Origin of the sequence: Chryseobacterium camelliae (assembly GCF_030818575.1) — a bacterium.
Taxonomy (GTDB): Bacteria; Bacteroidota; Bacteroidia; order Flavobacteriales; family Weeksellaceae; genus Chryseobacterium; species Chryseobacterium camelliae_A.
Map to the genome: position 1 here is coordinate 3,922,266 of NZ_JAUTAL010000001.1, position 16,528 is coordinate 3,938,793.

Consider the following 16,528-nt stretch of genomic DNA (forward strand, 5'->3'; position numbering starts at 1 on the left):
GTGTGTTTATTTAGTGGTATTGGTTTTCATAATATTTCTGGTAGTCACCGCTGGTCACATGCTCCAGCCATTCCTGGTTCTCCAGGTACCAGTCTATGGTTTTTCCTAATCCTTCCTCAAAAGTTACAGAAGGCTTCCATCCTAGGTCTTTGTTCAGCTTGTTGGCATCAATAGCGTAGCGTTTGTCGTGTCCCGGTCTGTCCTTTACAAATGCAATCAGCTTTTCTGAATATCCTTCCGGTCTGCCAAGCTTTGCATCCATTTGTTTAATCAGTTCCTTAACGAGATCTATATTCTGCCATTCATTAAAACCACCGATATTATAGGTTTCGCCTGTTTTAGATTCATTAAAAATCTGATGGATCGCTCTTGCATGATCGATTACGAACAGCCAGTCTCTCGTATATTTACCGTCACCATAAATGGGTAGAGGTCTTTCGTTAATAATATTGGAGATACAAAGCGGAATCAGCTTTTCAGGGAAGTGGTTTGGCCCGTAATTATTTGAACAGTTTGAAATGATAAAAGGCATTCCGTACGTATTGCCATAGGCTCTTACCAGATGATCCGAAGCCGCCTTTGATGCAGAATACGGGGATTGTGGATCATATGCCGTAGTCTCCAAAAAGAAACCGGTTTCACCCAAACTTCCGTATACTTCATCTGTAGAAACATGGTAGAAGAGATTGGTTCTCTTTTCTTCAGGAAATCTTCCGTGGGTATGATCCGGGTTCAGTGTCCAGAACTCTTTGCAAAGGTTCAATAGGTTGGCTGTACCATTTACATTAGTATTGATAAATGCCATAGGATTGGTTATGCTCCGGTCTACATGGCTTTCTGCAGCAAGGTGGACTACTGCATCAGGATTATATTTTTCAAATACGGCTCTTAATTCTTCAGGTATTGTGATATCTGCCTTTTCAAAAACATAATTAGGCTCATTTTCAATATCCTTCAGATTTTCAAGATTACCGGCATAAGTAAGCGCATCAAGATTAATAATTTTAACATCAGGATTATTCCTTACAAACTCCCTTACCACATGAGATCCTATGAATCCGGCACCTCCGGTTATAATAATATTTTTCATCTGATTAATTTACAATCGTTTTTCTGCCTATACTTTTATAATAAAATCCATTCTGTGCAGGAATATCCAGAGGATACATATTTCTGCCGTCGAATATCGTTTTACTGTTCATCCTTTTAGCCATTAGCTCAAAGTTAGGATTTTTAAATTCAGACCATTCCGTAGCAATAAGAAGAGCATCCGCGCCATCCAGAGCTTCATACATGCTTTTAGCATACTGTATTTTATCGCCCAGGATTTTCCTGACATTATTTTCGGCTACAGCATCATAAGCTACGATGCGGGCTCCCTTTTCCAGTAGAAGTCTTATATTGTCCAATGAGGATGCCTCACGGATGTCATCGGTATTGGCTTTAAAAGCCAGCCCCCATATAGCAATGGTTTTTCCTTCAATACTTCCGCCGAAATAATTTTCAATTTCAGATACTAGGATCACTTTCTGATGGGAATTTACATTTTCGGTGGCCTTTAAAATCTGAAATTCAAAGTCATCCTGTTTGCCAGAATTGATCAGTGCCTTAACGTCTTTGGGAAAACAGCTTCCGCCGTATCCGATTCCAGGAAAAAGGAAACGATGTCCAATCCGGTCATCACTTCCCATCCCCAATCTTACTTTATCCACATCAGCGCCTACTTTTTCACAATAATTGGCAATTTCGTTCATAAAGGTGATCTTTACTGCCAGAAATGAATTAGCGGCGTATTTGGTGAGCTCGGAAGATTTTTCATCCATGAAAATAATCGGAATCCCCGTATTGGTAAATGGCTGATAAATTGTTGCCATTATATTTTTAGCCTTCTCCGAACTTGCCCCCACAACCACTCTAGAGGGATTCATGGAATCCTCTACAGCAAACCCTTCACGTAAAAATTCAGGGTTTGAAACCACGTCAAATGGGATGTCGGTTTTTGAAGCGATGACTTCTCTTACCCGGTCAGCCGTTCCTACAGGAACTGTACTTTTATTCACAATGACTTTATAATCCGTCATCATTTCACCGATGTCATGGGCTACGCGAAGTACATAAGAAAGATCTGCAGAACCATCCTCTCCGGGAGGAGTGGGCAATGCGAGGTAAACGACTTCACTTTTGTCAAGAGCTTTCTTTAGATCTGTTGTAAAGAATAGTCTCTCTGCCTGAATATTTCTCAGGAACATTTCTTCGAGGTTCGGCTCATAAATGGGAACAATGCCGTTTTTCATACCCTCTACTTTCTTTTCATCAATATCAACACAGTATACTGAATTGCCAAGCTCGGCAAGAGTAGTCCCGGTGACTAATCCTACATAACCTGTTCCTACAATCGTTATATTCAAAATGTATTGTTTTTAAAAATCCAGTGACAAAAGTAATAAAAATACTTTCATACATCCTTAAATTTGAATAAACAAAACTTAACTTATTGATCTGATAATAAGATATTTTGCTTTTTTATAAAAAATGCGTATATTTGCATTGGATTTACGGAAAAAAATGGGAAGGCCTTCGGAAGAAAGCCTTTTTTCGTACAGTAAATCATCATTATAGTACTATATGGAGTTTAGAAAAAGAATTGAAGAATTATTAAACGAATTCCTTGAAAACAGAGAAGATCTGTTTCTTATTGATCTTAAGATTTCTGCCGGGGATGATGTTACCGTGATTCTGGATGGAGACCATGGGGTTTCCCTTCAGGATTGTCTGGATGCAAGCAGAGCCATAGAATTTAATATGGACCGTGAGGAACATGATTTCAGTCTTCAGGTAATGTCTGCGGGATTAAGTGAGCCTTTGGCTATACCGAGGCAATATCAGAAAAACATAGGAAGAGAAATTGAAGTTTTACTCAACGATTCTTCTAAAATTGAAGGAGAGCTTGCCAGGGTGGATGATGAAAAGATCACGCTCATCCTGCGTTACAGGAAACCTAAAGAAATAGGTAAAGGGAAAGTGGATGTGGAGGAAGAGAAAGAAATTCCTTACACTGAAATAAAAAAATCATTGGTAATAATTAAATTTTAAAAAGAAAAAAAATAAATGGATAATATAGCGTTGATTGAATCCTTTGGTGATTTCAAAGACGAAAAGGGGATCAGTAAGATTGATCTTATGGCGATTATTGAAGATTCACTGAAAACTCTTTTGAGAAAAAGATTTGACTCAGACGATCACTTTGATGTTATTGTAAATCCTGATAAGGGAGATTTTCAGATTTTCCTGAACAAAACCATTGTGGAAGATGAAATGTCTGAAGATGATGACCTGGAAATTGAAATCTCTGAAGCCAAGAAGATAGATCCTACATTTGAAGTTGGGGAAGATTTTACAATGGAAATTCCTGTGGCCCAGCTGGGGAGAAGAAATATCCTTACGCTGAAGCAGATTCTGGCTACAAAACTTCAGGAACACAACAATGCGATGCTATACGAACAGTTCAAAGACAGGATTGGCGAGATTGTTGTTGGTGAAATCCATCATATCCGCCACAAGCATGTTATTTTGCTGGATGATGAAGGGAATGAGTTCATTTTGCCTAAAGAAAATCAGATCCCTTCCGATTTCTTTAAAAAAGGAGAGAATATCAGAGCTATTGTAGAAACGGTTGATTTTAAAGGATCCAAACCACAGATTATCATTTCCAGAACGGCACCTAAATTTTTGGAAAAACTTCTGGAGCTAGAAATTCCGGAAATCCAGGACGGAACCATTATGCTTAAAAAAGTTGTGAGGATTCCGGGAGAGAAAGCGAAAATCGCAGTGGATGCCTATGATGACAGAATTGATCCTGTAGGGGCATGCGTAGGAGTGAAAGGTTCAAGAATCCATGGTGTGGTAAGAGAATTGAGAAATGAAAACATTGATGTCATCCAATGGTCTAAAAATCCTGAAATTCTTGTGAAAAGGGCTTTAGGGAATGTAACCATCAATAAAATTGATATCAGCAGTAATGGAAATTATGCCTTGGTATACACACCGGTAGAGGAGATTTCTAAAGTGATTGGAAAACAGGGACAGAATATCAGACTTGCTTCTTGGTTGACAGGTTATGAGATTGATGTGCACAGAGAATCCAGTGAGGACGATGACGTTGAATTGAAAGAATTCAATGACGATATTGAAGAATGGGTATTGGAAGAGTTCAGAAAAGTAGGGCTTACTACTGCTAAATCTGTATTGGATAAAGATACCGAAAGCCTGCTGAATATGGTGGATCTGGAAGAAGAAACCATTGAAGAAGTGAAACGTATTCTTAGGGAAGAATTTGAAGATTAAGATTTTAAATAAATTTTAATAATTAGTAAAAAAGAAATACTTTAATTTTAAGGATTAAAAAACAGTAAAATAATAGATGCCAAAAATTAGATTAAATAAAGCGGTTAAGGAATTCAATATTTCGATGTCCAGGTTAGTAGAATTTTTACAGTCCAGGGGCTTCGTGGTTGAAAGTAATCCTAACGCTCAATTAGAAGAAGCGGCATATTCTGCATTGGAGGCTGAGTTTGCCAAGGACGGCGAGCAACGTAAAGCTTCCCATGAGGTGGTTATCACCAAAGTTCCGGAAGAAAAACTGGAAATTGAGGAGAAAAAGACCCCTGAAGTAATAAGAGCTAAAGCTAATATAAAACCGGAAACAAAGGTTCTTGGAAAAATAGATCTTGATCCTAAAAAGCCTGAGGCTGAAGAGGCTCCGGCGGATTTCTCCACTCCTGCAGTGGAAGAGAAAAAAGAAGTTGAACCTGTTTCTGACCATAAACCTGCTCCTGAAAAACAGGAATTTAAAGTTCTGGACAAGATAGATCTTTCCCAGATCGAATCCAGAAACAGACCCGTTAAAAAAGATAAGCCGAAAGTGGAAGAGAAGAAGGCAGAAGAAAAACCGGCTGAACAACCTGTAAAAGAAAGTCCGAAAGCAGAGCCTGTTCAGGCTCCTGCGGATACTAAACCTGAACAACCGGCAGCGGAACCTGAATCTCAGGAACCTCAGAAGATTGAGACCGTATATCAGAAGCTTGACGGACCGAAAATCGTTGGAGAAAAGATTGACCTAAGCCAGTTTGCTGATAAGTCGAAAGGTGCAGGAGCGAAAAAGAAGAGGAAAAGAATTGAAAAGCCAGGGTCTAACCAGCCTAATACTGGGAATACACAGGGTGGCAATAACAATCAGGGCAACCGTCCGCAAGGCCAGGGAGGAAATAACAGGCCTCAGGGGCAAAACGGCGGACCTGGAAACCGTCCACCGGGACAGGGTGGCCAAGGTGGAAACCGTTTTGGAAACAATCAGGGCAACCGTCCGCAAGGTCAGGGTGGCGGCTTCAAAAAAGGAGGCCAGAATAATCGTCCGGGCCAAAGGGTAATGCCTGTTGAGCTTACAGATGAGCAGGTTAAGAACCAGATCAAGGAAACCCTTGAAAAACTGACTAATAAAGGAGGTAAATCTAAATCTTCCAAGCACAGGAAAGACAAAAGGACCTTCCGTAGAGAGCAGGATGAGCGTCAGCAGGAGCTGGAAGCTCAGGACAGAACACTGAAAGTTACGGAATTCATTACCGTAGGTGAATTGGCCAGTTTAATGAATGTTTCCCCGACTGAAGTGATTTCTGCATGTTTCTCTTTAGGAGTTATGGTTACGATGAACCAAAGGCTGGAAGCGGATACCTTATTGTTGGTAGCAGATGAATTCGGATACAAGATTGAATTCTCTGATGCTGATCTTGAAGATTCTGAAACAGAAGAGATCGTTGACAGTGAAGAAGATCTTGTACCACGAGCACCGATCGTGACTGTTATGGGACACGTAGACCATGGTAAAACGTCTTTGCTGGATTATGTCAGAAAGACCAACGTTATCGCCGGCGAATCAGGAGGTATCACCCAGCATATCGGGGCTTACAACGTGAAACTTGAAAACGGACAGAGAATTACATTCCTCGATACACCAGGTCACGAAGCATTTACCGCGATGAGGGCAAGAGGAGCACAGATCACCGATATTGCCATTATTGTAATTGCAGCAGATGATGATGTGATGCCTCAGACTAAAGAAGCTATTTCGCACGCTCAGGCGGCAGGTGTACCGATGATCATTGCCTTAAACAAGGTTGATAAACCGAATGCTAATCCGGATAACATCCGTCAGCAGCTTTCAGGAATGAACATTTTAGTGGAAGAATGGGGAGGAAATGTACAATCCCAGGAGATTTCTGCTAAATTCGGTAACAACGTTGACCTGTTATTAGAAAAAGTTTTGCTTCAGGCAGAATTATTGGAGCTAAAAGCAAATCCGGACAGAAATGCCCAGGGAGTAGTTATTGAAGCTTCATTGGATAAAGGAAGAGGATATGTTTCTACCATGTTGGTGCAATCAGGTACTCTACGTGTAGGGGATTATGTATTGGCAGGTAAAAACCATGGTAAAGTGAAAGCTATGCTGGATGAAAGAGGTAAAAACCTTGCTGAGGCTGGACCTTCTATTCCGGTAACGATTTTAGGCCTTGACGGTGCTCCGACTGCCGGTGACAAGTTCAAGGTATATGAAGATGAAAGTGAAGCAAAATCTATTGCCAATAAGAGAGAGCAGCTTCAACGTGAACTTTCAATCAGGACTAAAAAGCATACAACGCTTGAGGAATTGGGAAGAAGGATTGCTCTTGGTGACTTCAAAGAGCTTAATATCATCCTAAAAGGTGATGTGGATGGTTCGGTAGAAGCATTGTCAGATCAGTTACAGAGACTTTCTACTGCGGAAATCAACGTTAATATACTGCATAAAGGTGTTGGTCCAATTACGGAATCAGATGTTAACCTTGCCGCTGCTTCAGATGCCATTATCATTGGTTTCAACGTGAGAGCCGGAGGTAATGCTAGAGAACTTGCAGACAGGGAGGAAATAGAGATCAGAACTTATTCTGTAATTTATGCCGCTATCGAAGAAGTGAAAGAAGCAATGGAAGGAATGCTTTCTCCTGAAATTAAAGAACAGGTTATCGGTAATGTTGAGATCAGAGAGGTGTTTAAAATCTCCAAAGTCGGAACGATTGCCGGATGTATGGTTCTTTCAGGAAAAGTTGCCAGAAATTCAAAAATCAGGGTGCTTCGCGACGGTATTGTGAAATTTGACGGGGAACTGGAAAGCTTAAAGCGTTTCAAGGATGACGTTAAAGAAGTTACAAAAGGTTACGAATGTGGTCTGAACTTGAAAGGATACAATGATATTGAAGTTGGAGATATCCTGGAAGTGTATGAAGAGGTTGCTGTGAAGAAGAAATTAAAATAGTATACTTTATTTAGATAATTGTCCCGCTTGAAATAAGCGGGATTTTTTTGTTTCATAGTGTAATTTATAATGCTTCTAAATTAACTCAAATGTTTGTTTAATTTATTTAAACATTTGTTTGTTATCATTTTAAATCCCTATTGTTTGAATCATTTTTATGATAAAATTGGCAATAATGATGGTTTTTATTTTAAAATTACATGGCAGCAAACAACTTATAACGCTATAGACGCAAAAGTTGAAGCTTGGCTGTGTTGAGAATAATTAACATATTTGCTGCTTAAATATTAAAATTTGTTAATATGAATGTTAAACTAAAAGTGTTAAGTGCAGGAGTTTTGTTTTTTTTAGGACAGACTACTTTTGCACAGACTACGAAGAATGATACCATAGCCAAGGAAGCTCAGATTGAAGAGGTGGTAATGGTTGGGTTTGGCCAAAAGAGGGCAGTTCAGGAAATTACCGGCTCTACATCTACCATGAAAGCAAAAGCGATTGAAGATATTCCGGTGGCTTCTGTAGATAAAATGCTTCAAGGTAGAGTTACCGGAGTTCAGACAGGTTCTTCATCCGGACAGCCAGGAGGATTTGCCGCTGTACGAGTAAGAGGGGTAGCCTCAATTAATGGTGGGGTTTCTCCCATTTATATTGTAGATGGTGTTCGAGTAGCATCTGGGGATTTAACGGGTAATAGTACCACTGCAAATATATTGGCGAACTTAAATCCTGATGACATTGAAAGTTTAACAGTTCTAAAAGATGCGGTATCAACAGCTGTTTATGGTGCTGATGCAGGAGCTGGAGTTATCATCATCACAACAAAATCTGGTAAAAAAGGTAAGCCAAGATTTAATGTGAGTTTTAACCATGGTGTCAGTGACCGCGCTATTGAAGGATACAGAGGGCTTAATGCAGATCAATATAAGCAATTAACGGCAGTAGGCGTTTTAAATAGATATCCATCATTAGGAACTATTGACAATACAATGGCTCAACTTGCAGATGGTGCTCTTGGAGAAGGGATAGCGTCAATATATACTCTGGGGGGAAATACGGATTGGAGAAAAGAGCTTTCTCGTTCAGGAGCTTATGTGCAAAATGCTGATGTAAGTGTATCAGGAGGAAGTGACCAAATATCCTACTACACATCAGTAAATTATTTTGATCAGAATAGTATTGTTAAAAATTCTTACTTCAATAGGTTAACATTCACAAATAAATTAGATGTAAAAGCAACAGATAAACTCAGATTTGGGACTAATCTACAGTTTTCTTACAGTAAGATAAGCACATTAGCGAATGGAGGAGGATTTGCAAACCCTATCTTAGGTGAGTATTTTTTAAGGCCAACAGATCCGGTTTACAATCCTGATGGAAGTTATTATTGGGGGCCAAATGGAAGAATGTCCAACGGGTTATTTAATAATGCTGCGCTTCTTGAGTTGAACTCGAGGACAGGAAAAACAGCAAGGATATTTGGTAGCTTATATGCTGAATATGATATTCTTAAAAATTTGAAATATAGATTCGTTTTTGCACCTGAATTCATTAACATAGAAGAAGATGAATATTCCAGCCCTGTTCATGGAGATGGAACCAATTACAATGGTTTGGCTAATTCAGGTACAAGAAGATATTTTAATTTTAACGTACAAAATATATTAAGTTATAACTTTAGACTGGCTGAAAAACATAATTTTGACTTTTCTGCAATTCAGGAAGCTTACAAATCAGATTTTAGAAACATTACAGCTTCAGCTTCATCAATCGGTACTCTTAGCCTGACAACATTAACAAATTTTGTTAAAATGCAGTCTATAGCAGGAGGTAGAAGTGAGAACAGCAGATATGGTTATGCTGTAACTGGACACTATGATTTCGATAAGTTGATTTTATTAGACGCATCATACAGAAGAGATGTTCTTTCGAATTTTACGCCTGGTCAAAAAGCTGGTGACTTCTGGTCTGCAGGTTTAGGTGTTGATTTGGCAAGATTGGAATTTGTTAAAAATGTAGATGCTATTTCTTCATTAAAATTCAGAGCGTCATATGGTAAGGTTGGTAACCAGATTTCTGCACTGCCATATGCACTGTACGCTTATTCTACCAATTATGGTGATCTTGCCGCTGCAAGTTATTCCGGATATTATAATCCTAATCTGAAATGGGAGACTATAAAGCCTTTTAATGTAGGATTTGATTTCGGTTTTTTCAAGAATAGATTAACTGTTTCAGCAGATTACTACAACAAAAAAACAGAAGATTTAGTGTATAATATTCCACTTTCATCTTCTCAGGGATTATCAAGTTATGTCGACAATATTGGTGATCTTGTAAACCGAGGATTTGAATTTGCTGTAAATGGTGACATCTTAAAAGGATCAAGAGATCAGTTCAGTTTAAGTATAGGTGCAAATTTAAGTACCCTGCATAATGAAATAACTTCATTATATGGAGGGACTGTAAACACAGCTTTACAAACAACTAGAGTGGGAGAAGGTGTTAGAACTTGGTTTTTAAGAAAATGGGCAGGTGTAGATCCTAGTAATGGAGACCCACTATGGTATGTAAATGGTGTTGACGGAGAGACTACAAATAATTACAACAATGCCAAGCAGGCTGTTCAGGGAAGTTTCTTAAGCAAAATATTTGGTGGTGCTAATTTAAATATGGCTTACAAAGGTTTTGGTTTAGACGCACAATTTACCTATGGTTTTGGTGGAAAGATATATAATGACTGGGCTAATTATTTATTAAGTGATGGTCAGTACACTGCAAACTATCCTGGTTATGCAGATCAGATGGACTATTGGACTCCTGATAATCCGAATGCTGCAAATCCGAAGCCTATTTATGGAGGGAATAAAAGAAGTAATCAGGCATCAACAAGATTCTTGTATGATAGTGATTATATCAGATTAGGAAATGCTAAACTTTCCTATACATTTACCAGAGACTTTTTAAATGGTTCTGGACTAAATTCAGTACAGATTTATGTAATGGGTACCAATATCTGGACACATACATTTGATGATAGATTAAAGCTTGATCCGGAAATTAATCTTGAAGGTACATCAAACTTAAACTTACCAATTATGAAAACATACAGTATTGGTGTTAATATTGGGTTCTAATCTAATTAAAAAGAATATTATGAAAATAAATCTTATAAAAACAGCTATTATAGCAGTCGGTGTGTCAATAACTTCTTTATCATGTAGTGATGATTTTGTTGATACAAAGTTTTATCAGGATGTTGAGCAAGCTCCATTGAAGAGTTTGACAGAAGTTGAATCTTTCGAGAGAGGTATGTATACTTCAATGAGAGCTTCAACATATTATGGAAGAGATTATGGATTATATGCGGAAGTAAGATCCGACGAAATGTATAGTAATGGCTATGCAGGTTATTACAATACCGTATATAATTATACAATGACATCTGCAGATGCCTATGCAAGAGATACCTATAGTCAGATTTATACCGCTGTAGGAAAGGCTAACATTTTAATTAATACAGATGTTAATGGTATAGAAGGCAATGCATCCCAAAAAGATGCGGTAAGATACCATATTGGTCAGGCGTATGCTCTGAGAGCAATGTTTTTCTTTGATCTTTTAAAGCTGTATGGACAGAAATATGCGGGTGGAAATCTTGGAATTGTTACTCCTTTAAAATATGATCCTAAAGCAAAGCAGGCCAGAGGTACTGTAGCAGAAAATGAAGCTCAGATAGAAGCCGACTTTATTAAAGGTCTTAACATGATGCAGACTTATGATATCAGTACTACTGATCCTACGTTTCTTGGTGTTAACGCAGTGAAAGCCTTAATGAGCAGATTTTATTTGTATAAAAAAGATTATGCGAAAGTAAGATCCCTTGTATCAGAAATTGCAGATTCATACCAGGTGATTCCTGCAGCTTCTTATAAAGGATCTTGGAGCTCCACTAAACAAAATAACAGTATTTTTGAATTGGCAGTTGGAGTACCTGGTTCTAATGGGACAGATTCCTGGGGATATATGCAAAACTATAATGGATATGGAAATGTCGTTATGGATCCGTCATTGTATAATTCTTACAGTAATAATGATGTTAGAAAAAGTATAATTGAAGAAACTGATGGAGAGTATTATATATACAAATATCCAAATTTGGAGGGTACAGATAATATTAAGATTGTTAGAATCGAAGAGGTATTGCTTAATGGAGTAGAAGCTGAATTGAATGGGGGATCTTTGACTACAGCATTAGATTACTATAATAGAGTAATTACTAACAGAGGTCTTACCGCAGCAACAACCGTTAATATGTCTATATTAAAACAGGAAAGGGCTAAGGAGCTTGTTGGTGAAGGTTTAAGGTTATGGGATTTATTCAGATGGGGAGATCCGGTTCCTAGACCAGCTGGTGTAAGTACTAATATACAGCTGAATGCATTTCCTATTCCAAGGGCAGAAACTGATATAGCTGGAACACTAATTGTTTCGAATCCGGGCTACGATAATTAATTTTATTAACTAATAATAAAAAAAACCAGGGTAGATTTTTTCTTCTCTGGTTTTTTTATTTATTGGACGTTTGTAAAATGTAATAATAAATAATGTGTGTATCTCTCCGTGTGGCAAGATATAATGGCTGAAATTTATAATGATTCTAAATAATTTTTAAATTTTTGATATATAAATGTTAAATTAGTCTGTTTTGGGTGTTTTTTTTTATTTGTTTCAGTTTTTGCTAAAATTAAATAATGGTATCATATTCTGAAAAATATTATTGTGGGATTGTGATTATGATTTTTTTTCTAAGATATTATGAAAAATTTGTCAATCTTAATATTTATTAACATATTTGCCCATTAAAAAATATTAAAATTTGTTAATATGAATGTTAAACTACGTGTATTGAGTGCTGGAGCATTATTCTTTATAGGACAAGTTGCTTTTGCACAGACGACTACCAGGAGAGATACTGCTAACAGAGAAAAACAAATTGAAGAAGTAGTAGTTACTGGTTATCGAACTAAGAAAACAGATGAAATTACGCAAGCTCAATCTGTTGTTGGTGGAGAAGAGCTAAAGCAGCAATCTAATACTTTGTCATTGACAAATATGTTGCAAGGTAAAGCGCCAGGAGTATTTGTTCAAACTTTAAGTGGTCAGCCAGGAAGTGCTGGATCTATTACAATTAGAGGGTTCTCTAACTTTTCAAATACAGGAGCATTGGTTGTTATCGATGGCCAGTATTCATCGTTTGCTCAGTTAAATGCTTTAAATCCTAGTGATGTTGAGTCTCAGGTAATTCTTAAAGATGCTGCGGCAACGGCCCAGTATGGTTCTAGAGCTGCCGCAGGGGTTATTGTAGTGACTACAAAAAGAGGTACAAAAGGTAAAACAAATTATAGCTTCGAATCGAGATTTGGAACATCTTGGAAAGTACCAGACAAGGAAATGAATTTCCAAATGATGGATGCAGGTCAAAAATTAGCTTGGGAAAATGCTATAGCACCATTAGTAGGAAATACTCCATATACTGATGCGGAAGTTGCGAGTTTAACTGCTTTTAATCATAACTGGGAGAAAGATATCTTAAGAAATTCGAGAGAAGAATCATATTTTTTCACAGCTAGCGGAGGTACTGATAAAAGCTTATTTTATTATTCATTAGGATATGATAGTAATTCCGGTATTATTCAAAGTTTAAATGCTTTAAAAAGATACAGTGCCAGATTTAATTTTGAAAATCAATTAAGCGATAAAATTAGGGTAGGAATTAATGCTTCATTACAATACCAGCAAACTCAAAATCAAAGGGACCTGAATAATGGGCAAAACCCATTTAACTTTATGTATTCAGCCAATGCTTATGAGCCTGTTTTTCTTCAGGATGGATCTTATAATCCAACCACAGTAGGATTCCCAGTTCTTGAAGCTTTACAACGAAATACATCATCCAACAGTAACTTAAGGCTGAATGGAAATATGTTTGGAGAGTATAAATTTACTGATTGGTTAAAATTCAGATCGTCATTCTATAATACTTTCGCACAATTAAAAGGTAAATCAATTTTACAGCCTGGATCATACTTAGATACTATCCTAGGGTTGAATGGGCAAGTGAGTCAGTCTAATAATGATCTATATTACTTAACGGCTAACCAAAGATTGGATTTTGATAAAAAGTTTGGTAAACATAGTGTTACTGCAACTGCTTTTTTTGAGTATAATAGAGAAGATAGTAATACGATGTCTGCAACAGGAAGAAATTACAGAACACCTGGGCTAGATATTTTAAGTAATATGGTTACACCTTATCTTGTTTCAGGTAGTAGAGTTCAAACCAGAAGAACATCCCTAGCTTTATTAGCAGACTACAATTATGATTTAAGATACCTTGTAAGTGCATCAATCAGAAGAGACGGTAGTTCCCGATTTGGTTTAGATAACCAATTTGGAGTTTTCTGGAGTGCAAGTGCTGCTTGGAACATTGCTAAAGAATCATTCATCGATATTCCAGATCTAAAAGCATTTAAGCTAAGAGCATCTTATGGTATTGCCGGGAATGATGCTCCTCTTCCTGACTACGTAAACCAACCTTATGTTTCTTTTGGTCTTTATGGTCCTGGTGCCACTACTGTGGTTCCAACTACTGTAGGTAATAAAGAGTTACAGTGGGAAAAGGTTAAAATTACAAACCTTGGTGTGGATTTTAACTATTTAAATAGATTCAGAGGATCCGTTGAATATTTTATCAATAAAAGAAGTGATTTCTTACAGGCTATTCCAAATGCAACTGTACAAGGTAGTTATACCGTGTATGATAATGCAGGAGAATTGGAAAACAAAGGTCTAGAAGTAGATTTATCAGCCGATGTTTTAAGGACACAAGATTGGACTTTCCAACTAAGAGGTAATTACTCAAATATTAAAAATAAAATCTTAGCTTTAAGAGCAGGTGAAACGTCAAGAAACATAGGAAACTATAATAAACTTGAAGTTGGTGAGATGCCTTATTATTTCAGGATGGTAAGATCAGCAGGTGTGAATCCACAAAATGGAGAAGCATTGTATTATACAAACCGTACTACTGCTAATGCTGGAGAAACATTCTATGATTTGCCAGGAGGTAGAGCTACGAACGTTTATTCTACAACAGATATTCAAGATATCAAAGACAAATCTCCATATCCTAAATATTTCGGAGGTTTTGGAGCAACTTTTACTTACAAAAATTTCAGTATTATCGCAGATTTCACGTATAAATTTGGTGGATATGCAGTAAATAATGAAGCTCTTAACAGGCTTGATCCTTCTCAGTATAATACCAATAAATCTACTGATGCAACAAATTACTGGAGAAACCCTGGAGATACCAATGTATTACCTGCTCCTAATCCAGACGGTATATGGATGACTGATTACTTTTTACAGAAAACGGATTATATTAGATTCAGAAGCTTAAATGTTGGTTATACATTCGACAAGAATTTCTTAGGAGAAAGTATTCCTTTAAGCTCAATAAGAATTTATGCTCAAGCACAAAACCTATTTTTGTGGACTAAATTCCAAGGAGATCCTGAGGTTGCAGTAGGTTCTGGAGAAGGAAATACGGACGTTCCAGGATCGTATACTCTATACACTTATCCTACTCAGAAAACTGTAACATTTGGTGTTGAATTACAATTTTAAATTAAGTTAAGATTATGAAAAACAAGATAATAAAAATAACAATATTAAGTGCGTTTACATTAGGCGTAATGTCCTCTTGTGACAGAGAGTTGGATCAGGTTTCATATACCCAAATTCCTCTTGATCAAGCAATGACAACGCAGGCAAATTTTACACAGGCAATTAACGGAGCTTATACTGCCATAAAGGGATCTGGATATTTTTCTACTGATACAGGTAATCAAATTATTGTTCCTGATTTATTGACGGATAATTTAATTTATAACCCGCAAGGAAGATCTTCTAACTTTACAGCATATAACTGGACTCTTTCTGCTAATAATGGATCCGTAACTGGATTATTTACGCAAGCTTATTTTGTTATTTCACGAGCAAATATGCCTTTGAAGTATATAAATAACCTTCCTGCTGGGAGTTTCCGAACCAATATTGAGGCTCATGCAAGAGCAGTAAGAGCGGCAGCACACTTTGATTTAGTAAGGGCTTATTGCAAAATACCTACACAGTCAGCTGATGCCAATGCATCATTAGGTATACCATATATTACTGAATTTAATCCATTGGAAAATTCAAAAGTAAGGGATCTTACCGTTGCTCAGGTATATGATAATATTATCAGTGACCTAACATTTGCTGTTAATAATATTACAGATGCACCTACGGATAAATCGAAGTTTTCTAAAGCGGCGATCTATGGATTATTATCAAGAGTATATTTGTATAAAGGTGATTATACTAATGCTGTTGCCGCTGGAAACTCTAGTATTGCATTGTCTCCTAGTGTAGGAACAATAGGGAATTTTACAAATATTTGGGCATCAAATAGTACGGACGGTGTACTTTTGAAAATCCTTAACTCAACTCAAGAAAACGTAACAGTTGGGGTTGCATATCAGCAGGGTGCTACTGCTACAGGTGGAAGTATTAGATCTGAGTACGTTGTGCCAAAATCTTTGTATACTTTATATTCAGCAACAGATATTAGAAGGACAGCCTATATTAGAACAGCTGCTTACCAAGGTGTTCAAAGAAATCATGTAATTAAATGGGCGTTTAATACAGGTGGAGGAACTCCTTTGAATGTAGTAGAACCTAAGTATTTAAGAACAGCTGAAGTTTATTTAAATGTTGCTGAATCTGCATTTAAATTAGGAAATGAGACATTAGCTAACACCTTATTAAATACATTGAAAGCGCAAAGGTATAGTGCTTATGTTCCAGTAACTTTAACAGGTACAGCTCTGTGGAATGAAATTATGCTTCAAAGAAGATTAGAACTTGCTTTTGAAAATGATAGATTCTATACGTTTAAAAGACAAGGGCTTACAATGCAGAGAACAGGTGAAGGTCCAAATGTTGACGGAGGAGGTGTAGCTTCCTTAGTACAAACCATTTTACCAAGTGATACTAGATGGCAGTGGCCAATCCCACAAAGTACCATTAATATTACTCCAACATTCCAACAAAACCCTGGTTATTAATCAAAAAATAACA

Annotated in this window: 9 protein-coding genes; 7 read left to right on the forward strand and 2 right to left on the reverse strand. The window is 37.2% G+C overall.

Features of this window, described 5'->3' with window-relative positions; translation table 11 throughout:
• Nucleotides 1-10 precede the first annotated feature (10 nt).
• The gene (gene rfbB, locus QE404_RS18050; RefSeq protein ID WP_307452884.1) at nucleotides 11-1,090 is read right to left on the reverse strand and encodes a dTDP-glucose 4,6-dehydratase; all 1,080 of its coding nucleotides are present in this window, start codon (nucleotides 1,088-1,090) and stop codon (nucleotides 11-13) included.
• Nucleotides 1,091-1,094: 4 nt separating this feature from the next.
• Nucleotides 1,095-2,408: a UDP-glucose dehydrogenase family protein gene (locus tag QE404_RS18055; RefSeq protein ID WP_307452885.1), complete on the reverse strand. Its 1,314-nt coding sequence runs from the start codon at nucleotides 2,406-2,408 to the stop codon at nucleotides 1,095-1,097.
• A gap of 217 nt (nucleotides 2,409-2,625) precedes the next feature.
• Between QE404_RS18055 and rimP the strand changes: the two genes are divergently transcribed.
• The 7 genes from rimP to QE404_RS18090 all read left to right on the forward strand — a co-directional run bounded on the left by rimP (nucleotide 2,626) and on the right by QE404_RS18090 (nucleotide 16,515).
• Nucleotides 2,626-3,093 (forward strand): ribosome assembly cofactor RimP, encoded by a 468-nt coding sequence (gene rimP / locus QE404_RS18060; protein ID WP_307452887.1) that lies wholly within the window; start codon nucleotides 2,626-2,628, stop codon nucleotides 3,091-3,093.
• A 15-nt stretch (nucleotides 3,094-3,108) separates the two neighbouring features.
• Nucleotides 3,109-4,344 (forward strand): transcription termination factor NusA, encoded by a 1,236-nt coding sequence (nusA, locus tag QE404_RS18065; RefSeq protein WP_307452889.1) that lies wholly within the window; start codon nucleotides 3,109-3,111, stop codon nucleotides 4,342-4,344.
• Nucleotides 4,345-4,420: 76 nt separating this feature from the next.
• The gene (gene infB, locus QE404_RS18070) at nucleotides 4,421-7,345 is read left to right on the forward strand and encodes a translation initiation factor IF-2 (protein WP_307452891.1); all 2,925 of its coding nucleotides are present in this window, start codon (nucleotides 4,421-4,423) and stop codon (nucleotides 7,343-7,345) included.
• Nucleotides 7,346-7,647: 302 nt separating this feature from the next.
• Nucleotides 7,648-10,479: a SusC/RagA family TonB-linked outer membrane protein gene (locus tag QE404_RS18075; protein ID WP_307452893.1), complete on the forward strand. Its 2,832-nt coding sequence runs from the start codon at nucleotides 7,648-7,650 to the stop codon at nucleotides 10,477-10,479.
• Nucleotides 10,480-10,498: 19 nt separating this feature from the next.
• Nucleotides 10,499-11,857, forward strand: coding sequence for a RagB/SusD family nutrient uptake outer membrane protein (locus tag QE404_RS18080; RefSeq protein ID WP_307452895.1), 1,359 nt, complete (start codon nucleotides 10,499-10,501; stop codon nucleotides 11,855-11,857).
• A 372-nt stretch (nucleotides 11,858-12,229) separates the two neighbouring features.
• Complete coding sequence (locus tag QE404_RS18085) at nucleotides 12,230-15,034, forward strand: SusC/RagA family TonB-linked outer membrane protein (RefSeq protein ID WP_307452897.1); 2,805 nt, start codon at nucleotides 12,230-12,232, stop codon at nucleotides 15,032-15,034.
• A 14-nt stretch (nucleotides 15,035-15,048) separates the two neighbouring features.
• A complete protein-coding gene (locus tag QE404_RS18090) occupies nucleotides 15,049-16,515 on the forward strand; it encodes a RagB/SusD family nutrient uptake outer membrane protein (RefSeq protein WP_307452899.1) in 1,467 nt (488 codons plus the stop codon).
• Nucleotides 16,516-16,528 lie beyond the last annotated feature (13 nt).